This window comes from Bacteroidota bacterium (assembly GCA_016715425.1).
Taxonomy (GTDB): Bacteria; Bacteroidota; Bacteroidia; order Chitinophagales; family BACL12; genus JADKAC01.
Window position 1 is genome coordinate 657,715 of record JADKAC010000005.1, and the last position, 19,231, is coordinate 676,945.

The following is a 19,231-nucleotide window of genomic DNA, read 5'->3' on the forward strand; positions in this document are numbered from 1 at the left end:
TTGAATTTCATTTGTTTAGATCGGGTCAGTTTGGTTTGTTTCAATTGATTTTTTCACTTAGCTGTCACAAATATATTTCTTATTTGCATTCTTGCAAATTTTTTTTTTGAATCAATTTTCCGCTAAATGTTTACATAGTATAGCTTTAATAGAATTCGGCTTATTTTTTTTTTAAAAAATAAGATAAGGTCACACATAACCAAAAGTAATTGTATTTTTGCCTAGTATAAATATCAATAAAATCAATCCATTTGAAATCAATTGTTTTAATTATCCAAAAAAATATAAGTCACACAAGCTTCGATGGTGTAAATGCTAGTTATTTAGGAGGGTATAATTTAGCCTTATCAAATCACAAATTGCTTAACCAAACAAATTGCTACTAAAATGAAAATGATTACTAAAACACCAGTGTCTATAATAGTTATAATAGACCCGGACGAACTTTAACAGTTGGTTTGTTTCATAAATTAGGTTCACGACCAGAAAAGACCCATCCGGGTCTTTTCTGTTTTATAAAGGTTTCACAATCAATTTTTATTAAGGCCTGTCGGCAATACCAAGGATAATCATCGCTATTACCGGCAAAGGGACTTCTCCAATAATCTCCCATTCGGCATTTGGATTATAATTCCACATTGGTCGGATTACATTTTCATCCAGAACCCAGGTTTTATTAGGTTCAGGTGCCCAATATTTGCGCAATGTATTATTCTCCCAGTACCATTGAGTCTCGGGATTGCTATCCCAGCTTGGTTTTAGAATGTTATTTTCCCACACCCATTCATTCTGGGGATCTAAGTTCCAGACTTGTCGAAAGTATTTTCCATCAAATTTCCATTCGTCCTCAGGCCTGTTTCCATTAATTGGTTGCAAAGTTTTACCATCCCATTTCCATTCAAAATAATAATTAGAATTATTTAATAGGCGAATTATTCCACCTTGAGTTGATTCATTAGATTCAGAAAACTCTTGAATTTGATGAATCACTTGTTGATCTAATCCAAAATGCATTATATAAATGTGTGCTGCTATAACCAGTTTGGCGGTATTAAAACCTTTTCCTCGAATTGACCCTAACATGCTATCATTAACACCACTTTTAATAAGAATAATAGAATCGTTTAATTTTTCCATGGTAAGTAGTTTATCTAATTCTTCCTCAATAGGATAATCTCCAAAATAAAAATTCCCTTTAATTGAAATGTATTGAACAGTTTTAGAATCATTTTGATAAATGATACCCGCTTTTTTACCAAACACATCTTTGCCGTTTACAACAAATAGTATATCTGTTGTTTGCTTACTTTCGCCCTTAAAGATGATATTACCTTGGAGTGTATAATCAATTGAATTTTCCGAAATCTGAACAGTATGGCCACTAATCTTTCCAATAATGGTACTATCATCAATAAATAAAAATATATCATTGGAAGTTTGACCAATTGATTGACAGCAGGAGGAGATAAATATTATAATGAAAAAACTTTTCAGCACTTTTTTTAGATGAAAATTAAAGATACATACTATACAAGTATTTGGTTAAACCCCAATGATCCAACTTGTGTTCAGATAATTGACCAACGGCAATTGCCACATATGTTCGAAATAAAAAATTTAAGAACAGTGGAAGATGCTTGCAAAGCAATTAGTGAAATGTGGGTAAGAGGCGCTCCATTAATTGGAGCCACTGCCGCATGGGGGATGTATTTAGGTATTTTGGAATCGCCGGCACATTGTACTTTACAATTTTATTTTCAGGAATTATATTCCAAATTATTAAATACTAGACCAACGGCGGTTAATCTGCGATGGGCTATAGATAAAATGATGTTGGTGTTAAGTGATGTAAATACTATTGATGAAGCTAAAGCACATTCCAAATTATTAGCAAAATCAATAATGCAGGATGATATAAAAACGAATTCCCGGATTGGCGAATTTGGTTTGGAAATTATTCTGGATTTAAAAACACAATTGAATCGCACTATAAATATTCTCACGCATTGCAATGCAGGTTGGTTGGCAACTGTAGATTGGGGAACAGCAACTGCACCTATTTATAAAGCTATTGAAGCAGGAATTGATATACATGTTTGGGTAGATGAAACCAGACCAAGAAATCAAGGTGCTTCTTTAACTGCCTGGGAGTTGTTGATGCAAAATATTCCACACACTTTAATTACTGATAATGCCGGTGGTCATTTAATGCAAAACGGTTTAGTGGATTTAGTGATAGTAGGAACAGATCGTACCAGTAATACAGGTGATGTTTGTAATAAAATCGGTACGTATTTAAAAGCCTTGGCTGCTTATGATAATCATATTCCATTTTATGTTGCGGCGCCTTCATCAAGTATTGATTGGAATATGCATGATGCATTTTCCGAATTGGAGATTGAGGAACGAGATACACACGAAGTGAAATATATCAAAGGAAAGTTTCAAAATAAAATTGTTGAAGTATTAATTTGTCCGGAGGATACTCCTGCTTCTAATTTTAGTTTTGATATTACACCTGCAAAATATATTACAGGCTTAATTACTGAAAGAGGAATTTGCGAATCAAGTAATCAAGGGTTAAAAGAATTATTTCCTGAAAAATTTTAATTGAATGCCATTAATTGACGAGGGATATATTAAGTATAAAATTGATTGGAAGAATGTAATTCTGGAGGCAGATGATTTTCTTTTACACTTAATGCATTATAGAGATAAACTAAAATATCAAAATTTAATTGGAGTGTATCCTGATGGAATTGGCTTTGGAAATATCAGTCAGCGTATTTATAATAGTACTGAATTTTATATTTCAGGTACACAAACCGGAGCCATAGAAAATTCTGCAATAAAAGATTATTCTAAGGTTACTGATTTTTCATTTTCTCAAAATTCTCTGCATTGTGAAGGTGAAGTAAAAGCGTCTTCTGAATCGCTTACACATGGTGCATTTTATATTTTTGGTTATAAGATCAACGCTGTAATTCATGTGCATCATAAAAATTTATGGAACACATTGCTTGGAATTGTTCCTACTACACCGACACATATTAAATATGGAACTCCTGAAATGGCTTTTGAAATTCAACGTTTGATTACGCACTATGAATTATCGGAAAAGCAAATTCTTGTAATGGCAGGTCATGAAGAAGGTATTTTTACTTTTGGTGAATCTTTAGAAGAGGCTTATGATGTATTAATGCAATACATGGATTTATATATTTGATTTGAATCTATTTCAAATAAAAATTGGTAACTCCAACTCGGGAATGATATTGTTTTCTTTTCCAATTTCAAATAATTTCTCTACCGCATCAATTCCCTCAAAACCAAAATCAACCGTAAATTTATTTACATATAATTCGATATGCTGGCGAATCACTGCAACTTCCATTTCCTGTGCATATTGTTTTACATATTGCATAGTTTGATTTGGATTTTCAAGTGCATGTTCAACACTTTTTCGCAGAAGATTATTTATTCGGATTTGTTTTTCCTTCGGCATATTTCTGGCAATTGCAATTGCTCCCAATGGAATAGGAACATGATAAGTAGTTTCCCAATATTCACCGAGGTCAATTATTTTTTTTAATCCTTTTGCCTGATAAGTAAATCGATTTTCATGAATAATTACACCGGCATCCACCGTATTTTTTAAAATAGCAGCTTCTATTTCTGAGAATAGCATTTCTTGTTTTTTTTTCAAGTCAGGAAATGCAATGCTCAATAAGAAATTTGCTGTGGTGAGTTTACCCGGAATTGCAATATCTTTTTGTGATAACTTATCTATTGGAATATCATTTTTTGAAATAAGAATTGGTCCACAACCATTGCCCAAAGCTGCACCTGAGTAAAGTAATTGATAATGTTTACTTACATAGGCAAATGCATGAAAACTGAGTTTTGTAATTGTATATTTCCCCAGCAATGCATTTTGATTTAGTGTTTCTACATCCTCATATACAGGTATAAATGTAAAATCTTCTGTATCAATTTTTTTATGAATCAATGCATCAAAAATGAAAGTATCATTAGGGCAAGGTGAAAATGCAATTGTTATTTCCATTATACAGATAATTCTTTTATTGCATTAATTAAAACACTATTTAAATTCTCAACTGCAAGAGGAATATTCCAATTCGATTTATTCCTTGGTTCTACAAAATTTGAAACAGTTCTTATTTGATAAAAAGGGATATTAAAAAATCGGCATGCATAAAAAAATGCAAAACCTTCCATACTTTCCGTATCCGGATTTAATCTGCGTTTTATTGCATTAATTGATTCTGCTTTTCCATGCACTGTATTCACCGTAATGCTTTTTACTTTTTGCAATGCATTCCACACTTGCAATGGTTGTGAATTATTTTCAATGAAATCTTGAGTAATTATTTTTTCTAATTCACTATATAAATTTAATTGAGATGCAGGTAAAAATCGGGAGTTTTTTTCTGCTCCAAAATCAGCCATATTATCAAGTAGCACTTCTACTGTTGTGCCAATACGAATTTTCTTTTTAAAGGATCCACATATACCTGCATTGATTGCCAGATCATATTTATTTTTCTGTAAAATTCTACCAAGATGAAATGCAGTGTGATTAATTCCCGCACCTGTAATCAATACATCCAGATTAATTCCTTTTTGAAGTTTTATTTGAAATAAATTTAAATCCCCGGAATTTTCAGTTGTATTAAATTCCTGAAGCAAAGGCATTATTTCAAAAGATGTAGCTGCAACAATTAATATTCGCATTGCCTATATATTGAGAAAAAAAAACCACCATAATTTATGGTGGCGTGAGGTCGGAAGCGGATTCGAACCGCTGTATGAGCTTTTGCAGAGCTCTGCCTAGCCACTCGGCCATCCGACCATTGTGCAAAGATATAGGAATTTATGCAGCTAAAAAATTATCTATAAAAGCATATCAGCATCCCAATTAATTTCAACACCCGAAGATTCCACTACGCCATCCAATGGTGGATTTATTTTTTTTATTTGAACATTAATAGTTTCTAATTTATTTCCAAACTCTTTTTTTATTTCATTGATAATGTTGTTTGCAACATATTCCATTAAATTGGCAGGTTGCATTACGCATTTCTTTACGATGGAATATATTATAGAGTAATCAATTGTGTCTGCTAAATAATCATTTTGTCCATTAATACCTTTTCCGGAAACAATTACATTTATCATAAGACGGCTTCCGAATAATTTTTCTTTTTGCAAAACACCTACAGGTGCCCGGAATTCCATCCCTTCTAACAATAACTTACCCATGAACTATGTTTTCTGCGAATGTAAATATTTTGATTTGTACGGATTCAATTTTTACAAGAATTGTAGTACTTATCTTTGCAACTAAATAATAAAATATGCCAAACGATTTATTTGAAGGAGTGGATTATTTTAATGTGGACGATTTACTTACCACAGAACAAAAATTAGTGCGTGATGCTGTAAGACAATTTGTAAAAAAGGAGATTTCTCCTATTATAGAAGATTATGCGCAGAAGGCAGAAACACCAATGCAATTAATTAAAGGACTTGCAGAGGTGGGTGCATTCGGCCCATCTATTCCCGCAGAATATGGCGGTGGTGGATTAGACGATATTAGTTATGGACTTATTATGCAGGAAATTGAAAGAGGCGACAGTGGAATTCGTTCTTTGGTTTCTGTGCAAGGTTCTTTAGTAATGTATCCTATTTATGCTTTTGGATCAGAAGAACAAAAAAGAAAATATTTACCAAAATTAGGTGCAGGTGAAATTATTGGATGTTTTGGATTAACAGAACCTGATCATGGTTCTAATCCGGGTGGAATGATTAGCACTATAAAAGATAAAGGCGATTATTATTTATTGAATGGTGCAAAAATGTGGATCTCCAATGCACCGTTTGCAGACATTGCGGTTGTATGGGCTAAAGATGATGAGGGAAAAATTCGTGGGATAATTGTAGAACGTGGAATGGAAGGATTTACTACACCGGAAACACATGGTAAATGGTCGTTACGTGCATCCGCCACAGGCGAATTAGTTTTTGATAATGTGAAAGTGCCGAAAGAAAATATATTGCCAGGAGTAAAAGGTTTGAAAGGACCACTCTCATGTTTATCCACTGCTCGTTATGGAATTGCATGGGGTGCTATTGGTGCAGCGATGGATTGTTATGATACTGCATTGCGCTATTCAAAAGAGCGAATTCAATTCGGAAAACCTATTGCAGGATTTCAATTGCAACAAAAAAAATTAGCAGAGATGATTACTGAAATTACCAAAGCGCAATTATTAGCATGGCGTCTTGGAACTTTAAAAATTGAAGGAAAAGTTACACCTGCTCAAATTTCACTCGCCAAAAGAAATAATGTAGATATGGCATTGCATATTGCCAGAGAAGCACGTCAAATGTTGGGAGGCATGGGCATTACAGGAGAATATCCGATAATGCGTCATATGATGAATCTGGAAAGTGTAATTACTTATGAGGGAACTCACGATGTACATTTACTAATTACCGGTGCAGATATTACCGGTATTGAAGCATTTAAATAATTGCAGTAATTGCATTTATTTAATTACATGTAAAGTATTCCTAATAATAATTTTTATTTTCTCACTTCTAATTCACAGTAACATTTTATTGTGGACAATTCGTTTATAAATTTTGTTGATTGTATCTAAATTGTACTCCTGTAAGCAAAGTGTATTGTGCGTATTTATTTATCTTAAAATCCTTGCATTCATGTCGTGTTTCATTCTATTTTTGATCCTCCTATTTATAGTAAAACTCAGAAATATTTTTGCAGAGTTGAGAGGTACACAATTTTTGTGTGGGCGGAGCTTTATTGTTGTAACTGTACAAACCAAAACAAACAATGACTATTAACGAAGGGAATACATCCGATGTAAACAGAACAGGAAAACGTATTAGCAAACAAACTGATGCTACAAGTTTTGCATTAGGGAAAGTGCCGCCTCAGGCTGTTGATTTGGAAGAAGCTGTATTGGGTGCATTTATGATTGATAGAGATGCTGTAACTAACGCTATTGAATTATTGCGTATTGATAGTTTTTATGATGACAGACACAAACTTATTTTTGAAGCAATCAGAAAATTGTTTGAAAAAACACAACCTATTGATTTATTAACTGTAACAGAAATGTTGCGCAGTATGGGTAAGTTGGAAGAATGTGGTGGACCGTATTATATTACTAGTTTAACAAATAGAGTGGCTTCAGCCGCACACGTTGAACATCATGCACGTATTGTTACACAAAAATTTATTCAGCGTGAATTAATTCGCATCAGCACCGAGATAGTAAAAGATTCTTACGAAGACACAACAGATGTTTTCGAATTATTAGATAAAGCAGAACAATCGTTATTTCAAATTGCAGATAATAATTTACGTACAAGTTTTACTGATATCAGAAATTTAATCAGTAATACAATTGCAGAAATTGATGAAGCTCGTAAACATGAAGATTCACTTACCGGATGTCCTACAGGTTTTACAAGATTGGATCGACTGACAGGTGGTTGGCAAAAAAGTGATTTAATAATTGTAGCTGCAAGACCATCTATGGGTAAAACAGCTTTTACGCTTTCTATCGCAAGAAATGCTGCAGTAGATTTTAATAAACCGGTTGCAATATTTTCATTAGAGATGTCTTCTCAGCAGTTAGTAAAAAGATTAATTAGTGCGGAAACAGAATTGCCTGCCGAAAAAATTATTAAAGGTCAACTTGCAGAACATGAGATGGTGCAATTGATGAAAAAAAGTGGAGCGTTAGGTGATGCGCCAATTTTTATTGATGATACTCCTGCAATAAATATTTTTGAATTACGTGCAAAATGTCGTCGATTAAAAATGCAACACGATATTCAATTAGTGGTAATTGATTATTTGCAATTAATGACATCATCAGAAAATGGAAAAGCAGGTAATAGAGAGCAAGAGATAAGTTCAATCAGCCGTGCATTAAAAAGTATCGCTAAAGAATTAAATATTCCCATCATAGCACTTTCACAGTTGAGTAGAAAAGTGGAAGACAGAGGTGGAAATAAACGACCAATACTTTCCGATTTGCGTGAGTCGGGAGCCATTGAACAGGATGCGGATTTAGTTTGCTTTTTATACAGACCGGAATATTATGGATTTGATGAAGATGATGAAGGCAACTCAACAAAAGGTGTGGCAGAAGTAATTATTGCAAAACATAGAAATGGTGCTTTGGACAGAGTGCGGGTTCGATTTATTGATCAGTATATCAAGTTTGTGGATATGGAAGAATTTCCTCGTCAGAATTTATCTCCACTTTCTGATCATTTAAAAGAATCGAAAGTTACCGTAACCCGCAAATCCAAAATGGATGATATGCCGGATGATGATGTTCCATTCTGATTTTAATTATTTATTCGTTAGCCGAATTAAATAAAGTGTAATTAAAAGATAAATGATGTTTGGAATATTTGCACCGATTATTGGGGGCAAACTTCCATTCACAGAAAATGAAGAAGAGAATTGCAGAAATACTACATACAAAGATGCAAGAGCAAGCGCTGCAACAATATTTAATCCCATACCGCCACGCACTTTCCATGAACCAATTGCAGCTCCCATCACAATCATAATTATTACAGAGATTGCTGCTGCCGTTCGCCTATTATTTTCCACCTGAAAATATTCTATTCCACTTGCACCTTTCAATTTTTCAGATTCCATAAAATCATTTATCTCCTTAAAATTTAATGCCTCTTTTATAATTACATCCACATCAAAACTTTCAGGACTCATATTTAAAGTGGTATCCATTTGTTTACCCTGAATAAACCCTTCACTCGTATTATTTATTTTCCAATATTTATAATTAACTAATCGCCAGTTTTTTATTCCAGGCATAAATTTCACACGATCAGCATTGATTTTATAAACTAATCTTTTATTATTTCCACTTCCCTCAAATCGCTCTAATGCAAAGTTGGTCCCTTCACCGGTAGAATATTTAAATCGCTCTAAGGATACAAGCGTATTATTATCTAATCGCAAGTGAATATTATTGCCATAACCTTTTGGTGCTCGTGTATATTTATCTTCAAATGCAATGCGTGTTTTATTTGCAACAGGTACTAACCAATGATTGGCAAACAGCAATAATAAGCCGGAGAAAACACCACAAATAATATATGGTCTTAAATAGCGAAGCATCGTAATACCACTGTTGCGCAGCGCAATTAATTCACTGTTGTACGCCATGCGGCTTGTAAAAAAAATAACCGCAAGAAAAATTAATAAGGGCGCCAGCAATGCTGCAATATGAGGAATGAAATTGAAATAATAATCAAAGATTATTTGATGTGCAGTTGGTTTATATTTTACAAAATTTTCGGTCTTTTCTGAATAATCAATAATTAATGCAATGGCGATTATTATAAAAAAAGTAAAGAGCGTAGTGGTAAAATATTTTCGAATAATATATCTGTCGTAAATAGAAAGCCATTTGCGAAAGGGAAATAAAAATGCATTCCAGATTTTATTCATCATAATCGGCTACTTACTTTTTTTACCATAGTATTTTTCCAATTGGTAAAAGTACCTGCAATAATTTGTTCCCGTGCGGTATGTACTAACCATAAATAAAATGCAAGATTATGAATGCTTGCCAATTGAGGTCCCAACATTTCACCACTGATAAATAAATGTCGTAAATATGCTTTTGAATGCAGTTGACTTGTTGGTGCAGTGGAAGCAATATCAACAGGAGAAAAATCTTCTTCCCATTTTTTATTGCGAATATTTATTATTCCTTCTACTGTAAACAACATACCATTTCTTCCGTTGCGGGTAGGCATCACACAATCAAACATATCTATTCCCAATGCAATACATTCTAAAATATTTGCCGGAGTGCCAACACCCATCAGGTAACGTGGCTTTTCAAAAGGGAGTATGTTTGTTACCAACTCCGTCATTGCATACATATCATCTACCGGTTCGCCCACACTTAATCCACCGATTGCATTTCCTGAGCAGTTTGTTGCAGCAATAAATTCTGCAGATTGTTTTCGCAATTCAGGATACACACTTCCCTGCACAATCGGAAATAAATATTGCGCATAATCGTATTTCGATTCTGTAGTTTCAAATTGTGTAATACATCTTTTCAGCCAGCGATGTGTGAGCCCCATAGATTGCTTTGCATATTTTTCATCGCAAGGGTAGGGAGTACATTCATCAAATGCCATGATGATATCAGCACCGATACTGCGTTGAATATCTATTGCAGATTCCGGAGTAAAATAATGTGTGGATCCATCAATATGCGATCGGAATTTTACACCTTCTTCAGTAATCTTTCGCATTTGCGCTAATGAATACACCTGATAGCCACCACTATCTGTAAGCATCGGTTTTTTCCATGCAGTAAATTGTTGTAAGCCTCCGGCCTTTTCTATTTTCTGAATACCCGGACGCAAATACAAATGATAAGTATTGCCTAAAATTATTTCTGCTTGTATTGCATTATTCAATTCGTTGAAGTGTACACCTTTCACAGTTCCTGCCGTGCCCACCGGCATAAATATAGGAGTGCGAATATTGCCATGTGCAGTTTGCAATGTACCTGCTCTTGCTTTGGATTGTGTGTCTGTAGATTCTATTTTAAAAAACATTGCGCACAAAAGTAAAGAAATGTGTACAGCATGTGGATATGGCGATAAGTTGTAAAATATCATTGTAAAGCATTCTTCTAACTTTGGCGTTGCAATGAATCCTAATATTTTGTTTATTCTTTTTCTGGTATTTTGTTCGGCAACCGGAATTCAAATTTTATACTTTTTATGCTTTCATCTCAGGCTTGCACTATATAAAAAGCAAGCAGATGTTAATAAAGAATTCCCTCCCGTATCTGTAATTATTTGCGCTCGCAATGAGGATGTAAATCTTAAAAATAATCTTCCTAAAATTTTAGCACAAGATTTTCCGCAGTTTGAAGTGATAGTGGTGGACGATAATTCCGAAGATGGCACTTTGGAATATTTGCATTACTTAGCGCATAAAGAACCACGATTAAAAAAAGTAAGAGTAGGAGAGGTAAACAGATTAATGGCAGGTAAAAAATTCCCATTAACTCTTGGAATAAAAGCAGCTACTTATGATACACTGGTTTTGACAGATGCGGATTGTATTCCGGCAAGTGATCAGTGGTTGAAAATTACTATTGCAAGTTATCGTGATAGTGATTCTATTATACTTGGTTATGGGCCTTATGAAAAGGAAAAAGGTTTTTTAAATAAGCTGATTCGTTTTGAAACAGTGGCTTCAGCAATGCAATATTTTTCTTATGCATTGGCCGGTTTACCTTATATGGGCGTGGGCAGAAATTTATCCTACAAAAAAGAATTGTTTTTTAAATATGGTGGTTTTGCCGATCATAGAAATATTCCTTCCGGTGATGATGATTTGTTTATTAATAAAGTAGCAAATAAAAAAAATTGCGGTATTAATATTCAAAAAGATGCATTCACTTATTCTGCACCCAAGCAAACGTATCCTGATTGGAAAGAACAAAAGAAGCGACATCTTTCCACTGCAAAGTTTTATAAAGCAAAACATAAATTTTTGTTGAGTTTATTTCCCATGACTCAAATAATAAGTTGGATTTTATTCCCTGTATTAATGCTGTTTTTATTTCAATGGTATTATGTCTTGGGATTATTTGTATTGCGATTAATCTTGCAACGCATTCTATATACTTCCTGCATGAAAAAATTAGATGAAAAAGATCTTATTTCTTCAATAGAAGTTTTTGATGTATTGCAAGTTTTTTATTATTTCGTATTTGCCCGTGCGGCAATGGTGAAGACAAAATACAGATGGAATTAAATCCTAATTTATCGCAACGAGCCAGGGAAGACCTGAAGTTATTGGAACGTGCTCGTAACGGCGATCAAAAAGCATTTGCAGAATTACTTTCTAAATACCGTGACTCCATAAATTATATGGTATTGAAAATGGTGCACAATCGTGATGATGCGGATGATATTACTATAGAAGCATTTGGAAAAGCATTCAGTAACTTAGATAAATACACACCTGATTATGCATTCAGTACATGGTTGTATAAAATTGCAACGAATAACACTATTGATTTTATTCGCCGTAAACGTTTTCAAACTCTAAGTCTGGATTATGAAAATGAAGACAACCTGAATTTATCAGAAATTGTAAAAGCGGATATTGCAGATCCGGAAGAAAAATTTATAAAACATCAACGGGCAATTATACTACGGGAAATAATTGAAAAGCTTAATCCCAAATATGGTAAACTTATTCAACTGCGCTACTTTGATGAACTCTCTTATGAAGAAATTGCACAAGAACTAAATATACCGTTGGGCACGGTTAAAGCACAACTATTCAGAGCTAAAAATTTGCTGTATAACATTTTGAAGAATACGAAGGGAAGGTATTGAGTATCGGGTATTTTAGTGAGTAGTGAGTGGTGAGTAGTGAGTAAAAAAATCAGTGATGAGTTATGAGTTTTTTTCATTGCAAACTGTCCAATTTCAACTGTCAATAGTTTAAGTTTTTTTATCAATGTCAATGGTCAAAGTTAATAGTCAATAATATAGGTCAATGGTCTAAGTCAATAGTTAAAGTTTTTTCGCCAATGGCTAAAAGCCAACAGCTAAAAGCCAATAGCCAAGATATCTACAACAATTAAATCAGTAAAAATTTTAAAACTATTTCATGAATAAAAAAATTGTAATAGCTGGTGGAACTGGATTTGTTGGGAAATATTTTACAAAACATTTTTGCAATTTAAATTATGAGCTTATAATTATTTCACGTCAGGAACAAAGTATTAAATGGAACGACGAAGTTGGAATTATTAATGCACTTGAAAATTCTGATATGCTTATAAATCTTGCAGGTAAATCAGTTGATTGCAGATATAATAAAAAGAATAAAGAAGAAATTTTAAAATCAAGAACAGAAACTACAAAGGTGCTGGGAGAAGCAATCTTGAGATGCAAAAATCCACCGGAACTTTGGATTAATTCGAGCACTGCAACTATTTATCGCCATGCAGAAGATTTTCCAATGACTGAAAGTAAAGGTGAAATTGGAAATGGTTTTTCAGTGGATGTGGCTACAAGTTGGGAGCAATCTTTTTTTCAATTTAAGCTTCCCAATACCAGGCAAGTCGCATTGCGTATGGCTATTATTTTAGGAAAAAATGGTGGGGTAATGGAGCCGTTGAAAAATCTTGTTCGTTTCGGATTGGGAGGAAAACAAGGCAAAGGAAATCAAATGTTTAGTTGGATACATATTGAAGATTTGTACAACATCATTTTATTTTTACAATCACACACAGAGTTGAAAGGTGTTTTCAATTGCTCATCTCCAAATCCCATTAATAACAAAACATTAATGCAATCTTTAAGACAAGAAATGCATATAAAAATCGGGTTGCCTACTCCTGAATTATTACTAAAAATAGGAGCTGCTGTAATTAAAACAGAACCCGAACTCGTTTTAAAAAGTCGTTGGGTTATTCCCGAAAAACTTATTCAGAACGGTTACCATTTTAAATTTCCTACAATTGAAACTGCACTGAAAAATCTTTTAGAAACTAAGTAAACTTATTTTCACACGAAAAACATTTCAAATAAACTCATTGGAACTCACTCAAAATAAATGCAATTATAATTTTATTAAAACTGATTTTTAAGAATGAATAATGAATATACAATTCCTGAACAAACACGAATAGGTCATGTGCATCTCAAAGTAGCTGACCTTGAAAGATCACTTACGTTTTATCATGACTTATTAGGTTTTGAAGTAACTATGAAATATGGGACTCAGGCAGCATTTATTTCTGCCGGTGGTTATCATCATCATATTGGTTTAAATACATGGCATAGTAAAGATTTACCGCCTGCGCCTGTGAATAGTGTTGGCTTATATCACACTGCAATTTTATATCCGACAAGAAAAGATCTTGCAATAATTTATCAGCGATTAATAAAAGTAAATTATCCACTAACAGGTGCAAGTGATCATGGTGTTTCAGAAGCAATTTATCTTGATGATCCGGATGGTAATGGTGTGGAATTATATTGGGATCGCCCTCAGGAACTTTGGCCAAAAAATTCAGTCGGCAGTTTAGATATGTTTACAAAAGCACTCGATCTGGAAAATTTATTGAAAGAGATGGATTTTGAACTTTGACCATTGACTTTTAAAATTGACAATTGACAATGAAAAAACTCATCACTGATTACTGATCACTGATTTTTTTATTCACCATTCACTAAAAAAAACTCATCACTTAATTAATGGCTATTAGCAATTAGCTGTTGGCTGTTGGCGAAAAAAACTTTGACTATTGATTTTGACAGTGGACAATTGACAATGAAAAAATTGAGAACATTGACTAAATAGTTTCGAGTTTAAAAATCAATCACTGATTTTTTCATTCACCATTTATAATTTATAATTTACAATTGACTTTTGCCTTTTGCTTATTGCTTATTGCTGATTATTTTTTCACCATTCACCATTCACCATTCACCATTCACCATTCACCATTCAATACTCATTCCTCCCCCGCATAATCTTTCAAATACAAATACGGTGTATTCAATTTTCCATCCGCACAAATAGTTGCTTCGTAAATCATACGACTATCAGTTTTCAATAATTCAGCAATTACATTATTGATTAATAAATTTCCAAATTCTTCCGACGCATCTCTTGGTAATTCATTAGGTAAATTATCAATTGCCATAATATCAATTGTATCCGTTTCATAAGGTGCAGTTGCTTTATCGGTGTGCATATTATATCCAAACACAGGATCATTAATCGTGGTGTTATTTAATGTTGCCGGAACACCACCATTCACATCGCAAGAAATATCTGCAATTACCTGCATATTAAAATCAGGATGATGCATATCTGTTTTTTCAAATAATCTTGCTGCCTTTGGATTCCAATAGATTGCATTGATCATAATATCACATTGTTTTGCATACGGCAGAAAAATGCTTTTATATAATTCGGGTTTTGTATGAAATTCTTTTCTTTCATATCCACCATCACTAATTCTATCGTAAATAGCATTGGTATCTAACACAGTAAAAACAGGATGCGGATATTTTGTTGTTAAAAAATCAGAATTAGAAACTTGTTGAATTTTCAATGCATTTAATACTTCCATACTTCCCTGAGCAACACGACCTGTTCCTGTAAGAACAATTTTTATTGGAGGAAGAATAATTTTAGTATAAGAATGTTTCAATGCTTTATAATCTTTATAATCCTTTGCTCTTTTTAAATTAAAATCTCCGGTGCGTTTTCCCCAAGTATAAAATGCATTATACGCACCTACAATACCTGCCCATCTGCCGAATGCAATTACACGATTTCCATCTGCATCACGCAAACATTCATAATCTATCAATCGTATTTTTTTATCTAACAAAGCACGAATTAATGGTTTGTTATGCGCTTGTTTTTTTATAACATGCGCAAAGAATAAATACGTTTTACCCGGGATTAATAATTCTATCGGCACTTCTTTTACTCCGATAAGTACATCACAATCGCTGATATCTTCTTGCACCGGGAAACCGGCAGCCTTAAATTCAGAATCATTGAAACAACGACCATGACTGTGCTGAACAGTGATTTCTATTTCGGGAAAACGTTGTTGAATTAATTTACATTGTTCAGGTGTGATCGCCACTCTGGAGTCCGGCGGAAATTTTCCTTCACGGATTATACCCAGCTTCAATTTCTTTTCCATACCGGGTAAAGATAGCAAGTGCATTCAGCAATCGGATTGAAGAATATAAAAACATCAAAAAATGTATTAGTGCTTATGTTTTATTTTTGCCTATACTACACTATGGAAATTTCTAAAACATATAATCCCGCCGAGACAGAGAGTAAATGGTATGCACATTGGCTTTCTAAAAAATATTTTCATTCACAACCGGATGATCGCACTCCTTTTACAATTGTGATTCCACCACCCAATGTTACAGGCATGTTACACATGGGCCATGTATTGAATAATACATTGCAGGATGTGTTTGTACGCAGAGCAAGAATGATGGGAAAAAATGCATGTTGGGTGCCGGGGACCGATCATGCATCTATTGCCACCGAAGCAAAAGTAGTTGCGATGTTGCGTGAACGTGGAATTAAAAAAAGTGATCTCAGCAGAGATAAATTTTTAGAATATGCATGGGAATGGAAAGAAAAATATGGTGGAATTATTTTAAAACAATTGCAGGAATTAGGTTGTAGTTGCGATTGGGATCGTACACGGTTTACAATGGATAAAAATTACTATGAAGATGTAATCAACGTATTTATTGATCTCTATAAAAAAGGATTAATCTATCGTGGTTTGCGTATGATTAATTGGGATCCGGAAGCAAAAACTGCATTGAGTAATGAGGAAGTAATTTATAAAGAAGTAAAATCAAAACTGTATTACGTTAAGTATCGCATTAAAAATGAAGATGCATTTATTACAATCGCAACTACAAGACCTGAAACAATTTTAGGTGATACTGCTATATGTGTTCACCCTGATGATGAACGCTATAAAAATTTTGTTGGAAAAACTGCTTTGGTACCTGCAATACATCGTGAGATACCAATTATTGCTGATACTTATGTGGATGCAACATTTGGAACAGGCGCTTTAAAAATTACTCCTGCGCATGATTTGAATGATTATGAATTGGGTTTGAAACACAACTTGAAGGTTATAAATATCATGCATGAAAATGGTACTTTAAACGAGCATGCAGAATTATTAATTGGTGAAGATAGATTTACTGCAAGAAAAAAAATACTTGCTATTTTGGAAGAAACTGGTCAGCTAATTAAAGTAGAAGAATTAATAAATAATGTAGGTTATTCCGAACGTACTGATGCAGTTGTGGAACCGAGATTAAGTGAGCAATGGTTTTTAAATATGCAGGAAATTTCAAAACCTGCTTTGCAATCTGTGATGGATGGAGAAATAAAATTGCATCCGGATAAATTTATAAATACCTATCGCCACTGGATGGAAAATGTAAGAGATTGGTGTATCAGTCGGCAGCTTTGGTGGGGACATAGAATTCCTGCCTGGTATAATGAAAATAGAGATTTTGTTGTTTGTAAAACTGCGGAAGAAGCAAAGGAATTATTATCAAAAAATGGTTTAAGTACCGAAGGCATTTATCAGGATGAAGATGTGCTGGATACATGGGCAAGCAGTTGGTTGTGGCCGATATCTGTATTCAATGGAATTGAAGATTCTAAGAATAAAGAAATTCAATATTATTATCCAACAGATGTATTAGTAACAGCACCTGAAATTTTATTTTTCTGGGTAGCAAGAATGATAATTGCCGGATATTTTTATCGGGATGAAAAACCATTCAGCGATGTATATCTCACGGGAATTGTTAGAGATAAACAACGCAGAAAAATGTCGAAGTCTTTAGGAAATTCCCCCGACCCACTCGACCTGATTACTAAATACGGAGCCGATGGTGTGCGCATGGGAATGTTGATGATGTCACCTGCGGGAAATGATATTTTGTTTGATGAAAAACAAGTAGAGCAGGGAAGAAATTTTAGTAATAAAATCTGGAATGCTTTCCGATTAGTAAATGGTTGGGAACAAAAGTCCGGTAAAAATTCTGATAATGATGCAGCCATTGAATGGTTTCAGGCAAAATTGAATAACACCATTGAAATAGTGCAACAACATTTTGAATCTTTTAGAGTAAGTGATGCGCTGATGCATCTCTACAATTTTGTATGGGATGATTTCTGTGCATGGTATCTTGAATTTGTAAAACCTGTTTTTGGTGAAGCAATTGATAATGCTACTTATGAAAAAACAATTGCATTTTTTGAAGACATTTTGAAATTGTTGCATCCGATAATGCCTTTTATTACCGAAGAATTATATCATAGTTTAAAAGAAAGAAAAGAAGGGGATGATATAATAATTGCAAAATATCCTCAAGCAGAAAAAAGTAGTTTAGAAAAAATAGATGCAGGAGAATTTGCTAAACAACTTATTTCTGCAATCAGAGATATCCGTTCTAAGAATCAAATGAGTCCTAAAGTAGCATTGCCATTATTTTATCCTGTAGAAAATTTACATCTGCAAAAATTTGCACCATTGATTTCCAAGCTTGCAAACCTTTCAGAAATAACTATCCAAACAATGGAGCCTGAGAATGCAATTACCTTCCTAATAGGAAAGGAAAAGTTTTTTGTGGTAGTGAATAAAGAGGTAGATGCAAGACAAGAGAGAGTGAGTCTTACGGAACAGATAAAATATCAGCAGGGATTTCTGCGTAGTGTAGAAGCGAAGATGAGCAATAAAAAATTCGTTGCAAATGCCCCTGAATCGGTTGTGGCAGTAGAAAAGCAGAAAATGGAAGATGCTATGGAAAAAATAAGACTATTGGAACAAGCATTGAACAAGTTAAAATAAATGCTGTTAAAAATAACCTAGTACAGAAAAAACATTTCTACTTTTGCTGTCTAATTCAAAATCAAAAAATCAAAGAATGAAAATCAAAGTTTTATTATTTACGGCTGTAATAGGTGCAACCGTATTAGTTTCATGTGGTGAAAAAGGCTTAAGTGCAGAAACAAAAACCAAAATGACCGCATTTGAAACAGACTGGAAAGCTACCGGTGAAGCTTTAAAAGGCTGGGAAGCTACAATGAATACTACATTAACCGACATGCACGGTATGATGGAAAAAGCAATGCCAATGGATGGCGGGGATGTAAAAGCCGATAAAAAAGCGGTTGTGAATCCAAAAATGGATTCATTAAATACTGTTTGTACTAATATTTTTGCTAAAGCAGATGAATTGAAAGCTACTTATTCAAATACACTTACAAGCTGGAATGCTGACGAAAAAGCGTATGCAGATTGGAAAGCTAACAACAAGAATATACCTGAAGAAGAGGTAGTTGCGGGTATTGATGAGTACAATACAAAACTAGCTTCTTACAAAGCTCAAATGGATGGTTGGAATACAACATTGATGGCACTACAAGCTGATTGTAAAAACACTTGTGATATGATGACAGCGCACATGGCGATGTAATTTTTTTTGCATGCACATTATTTAAAACCTCTCAGCAATGAGAGGTTTTTTTTTAACTGTATTTTTTTGA

At 33.7% G+C, this 19,231-nt stretch carries 17 protein-coding genes and 1 tRNA gene; 10 read left to right on the top strand and 8 right to left on the bottom strand.

What is annotated here, in order from left to right:
- Positions 1 to 540 precede the first annotated feature (540 nt).
- Positions 541 to 1,497 carry a hypothetical protein gene (locus IPN31_08690; GenBank protein ID MBK8681965.1) on the bottom strand — a complete coding sequence of 319 codons (957 nt, stop codon included), beginning with the start codon at positions 1,495 to 1,497 and terminating at the stop codon, positions 541 to 543.
- A gap of 9 nt (positions 1,498 to 1,506) precedes the next feature.
- Here IPN31_08690 and mtnA point away from each other — a divergent pair, with 9 nt between their 5' ends.
- Both mtnA and IPN31_08700 read left to right on the top strand, forming a co-directional pair.
- Positions 1,507 to 2,610 (top strand): S-methyl-5-thioribose-1-phosphate isomerase, encoded by a 1,104-nt coding sequence (gene mtnA, locus IPN31_08695; protein ID MBK8681966.1) that lies wholly within the window; start codon positions 1,507 to 1,509, stop codon positions 2,608 to 2,610.
- Between the two features lie 4 nt (positions 2,611 to 2,614).
- A complete protein-coding gene (locus IPN31_08700; GenBank protein MBK8681967.1) occupies positions 2,615 to 3,226 on the top strand; it encodes a class II aldolase/adducin family protein in 612 nt (203 codons plus the stop codon).
- Between the two features lie 12 nt (positions 3,227 to 3,238).
- Here the strand turns inward: IPN31_08700 and IPN31_08705 are convergent, their stop codons facing one another.
- The 4 genes from IPN31_08705 to IPN31_08720 all read right to left on the bottom strand — a co-directional run bounded on the left by IPN31_08705 (position 3,239) and on the right by IPN31_08720 (position 5,283).
- Positions 3,239 to 4,066 (bottom strand): 1,4-dihydroxy-6-naphthoate synthase, encoded by an 828-nt coding sequence (locus tag IPN31_08705; protein MBK8681968.1) that lies wholly within the window; start codon positions 4,064 to 4,066, stop codon positions 3,239 to 3,241.
- On the bottom strand, positions 4,066 to 4,755 hold the full coding sequence (mqnB, locus tag IPN31_08710; protein MBK8681969.1) for a futalosine hydrolase: 690 nt from the start codon (positions 4,753 to 4,755) through the stop codon (positions 4,066 to 4,068). Before mqnB ends, IPN31_08705 begins: the two co-directional genes overlap by 1 nt.
- A 47-nt stretch (positions 4,756 to 4,802) precedes the next feature.
- Positions 4,803 to 4,873: transfer RNA gene (locus tag IPN31_08715), tRNA-Cys, on the bottom strand.
- A gap of 41 nt (positions 4,874 to 4,914) precedes the next feature.
- Positions 4,915 to 5,283 (bottom strand): dihydroneopterin aldolase, encoded by a 369-nt coding sequence (locus tag IPN31_08720; GenBank protein ID MBK8681970.1) that lies wholly within the window; start codon positions 5,281 to 5,283, stop codon positions 4,915 to 4,917.
- Positions 5,284 to 5,378: 95 nt separating this feature from the next.
- Here IPN31_08720 and IPN31_08725 point away from each other — a divergent pair, with 95 nt between their 5' ends.
- Positions 5,379 to 6,557, top strand: coding sequence for an acyl-CoA dehydrogenase family protein (locus IPN31_08725; GenBank protein MBK8681971.1), 1,179 nt, complete (start codon positions 5,379 to 5,381; stop codon positions 6,555 to 6,557).
- Positions 6,558 to 6,880: 323 nt separating this feature from the next.
- Positions 6,881 to 8,410 carry a replicative DNA helicase gene (gene dnaB / locus IPN31_08730; GenBank protein ID MBK8681972.1) on the top strand — a complete coding sequence of 510 codons (1,530 nt, stop codon included), beginning with the start codon at positions 6,881 to 6,883 and terminating at the stop codon, positions 8,408 to 8,410.
- Positions 8,411 to 8,416: 6 nt separating this feature from the next.
- Here the strand turns inward: dnaB and IPN31_08735 are convergent, their stop codons facing one another.
- Together IPN31_08735 and tgt are read right to left on the bottom strand one after the other, a co-directional pair.
- Positions 8,417 to 9,550 carry an LptF/LptG family permease gene (locus tag IPN31_08735; GenBank protein MBK8681973.1) on the bottom strand — a complete coding sequence of 378 codons (1,134 nt, stop codon included), beginning with the start codon at positions 9,548 to 9,550 and terminating at the stop codon, positions 8,417 to 8,419.
- Positions 9,547 to 10,677, bottom strand: coding sequence for a tRNA guanosine(34) transglycosylase Tgt (tgt, locus tag IPN31_08740; protein MBK8681974.1), 1,131 nt, complete (start codon positions 10,675 to 10,677; stop codon positions 9,547 to 9,549). The genes IPN31_08735 and tgt overlap by 4 nt, the downstream gene beginning before the upstream one ends.
- A 94-nt stretch (positions 10,678 to 10,771) precedes the next feature.
- Here tgt and IPN31_08745 point away from each other — a divergent pair, with 94 nt between their 5' ends.
- The 4 genes from IPN31_08745 to IPN31_08760 all read left to right on the top strand — a co-directional run bounded on the left by IPN31_08745 (position 10,772) and on the right by IPN31_08760 (position 14,245).
- Entirely contained in the window at positions 10,772 to 11,890 is a 1,119-nt protein-coding gene (locus IPN31_08745; protein MBK8681975.1) for a glycosyltransferase, read from the top strand.
- A complete protein-coding gene (locus tag IPN31_08750) occupies positions 11,881 to 12,480 on the top strand; it encodes a sigma-70 family RNA polymerase sigma factor (protein ID MBK8681976.1) in 600 nt (199 codons plus the stop codon). The genes IPN31_08745 and IPN31_08750 overlap by 10 nt, the downstream gene beginning before the upstream one ends.
- Positions 12,481 to 12,757: 277 nt before the next feature.
- Positions 12,758 to 13,651: a TIGR01777 family protein gene (locus tag IPN31_08755; GenBank protein MBK8681977.1), complete on the top strand. Its 894-nt coding sequence runs from the start codon at positions 12,758 to 12,760 to the stop codon at positions 13,649 to 13,651.
- 93 nt (positions 13,652 to 13,744) lie between these two features.
- Positions 13,745 to 14,245, top strand: a complete 501-nt coding sequence (locus tag IPN31_08760; protein ID MBK8681978.1) for a VOC family protein — start codon at positions 13,745 to 13,747, stop codon at positions 14,243 to 14,245.
- Positions 14,246 to 14,612: 367 nt separating this feature from the next.
- Here the strand turns inward: IPN31_08760 and IPN31_08765 are convergent, their stop codons facing one another.
- On the bottom strand, positions 14,613 to 15,812 hold the full coding sequence (locus tag IPN31_08765; GenBank protein ID MBK8681979.1) for an alanine dehydrogenase: 1,200 nt from the start codon (positions 15,810 to 15,812) through the stop codon (positions 14,613 to 14,615).
- Positions 15,813 to 15,926: 114 nt separating this feature from the next.
- On the opposite strand from IPN31_08765, the gene IPN31_08770 reads away from it, so the two are divergent.
- Positions 15,927 to 18,533, top strand: coding sequence for a valine--tRNA ligase (locus IPN31_08770; GenBank protein ID MBK8681980.1), 2,607 nt, complete (start codon positions 15,927 to 15,929; stop codon positions 18,531 to 18,533).
- A 76-nt stretch (positions 18,534 to 18,609) separates the two neighbouring features.
- Positions 18,610 to 19,161: a hypothetical protein gene (locus IPN31_08775; protein ID MBK8681981.1), complete on the top strand. Its 552-nt coding sequence runs from the start codon at positions 18,610 to 18,612 to the stop codon at positions 19,159 to 19,161.
- Positions 19,162 to 19,231 lie beyond the last annotated feature (70 nt).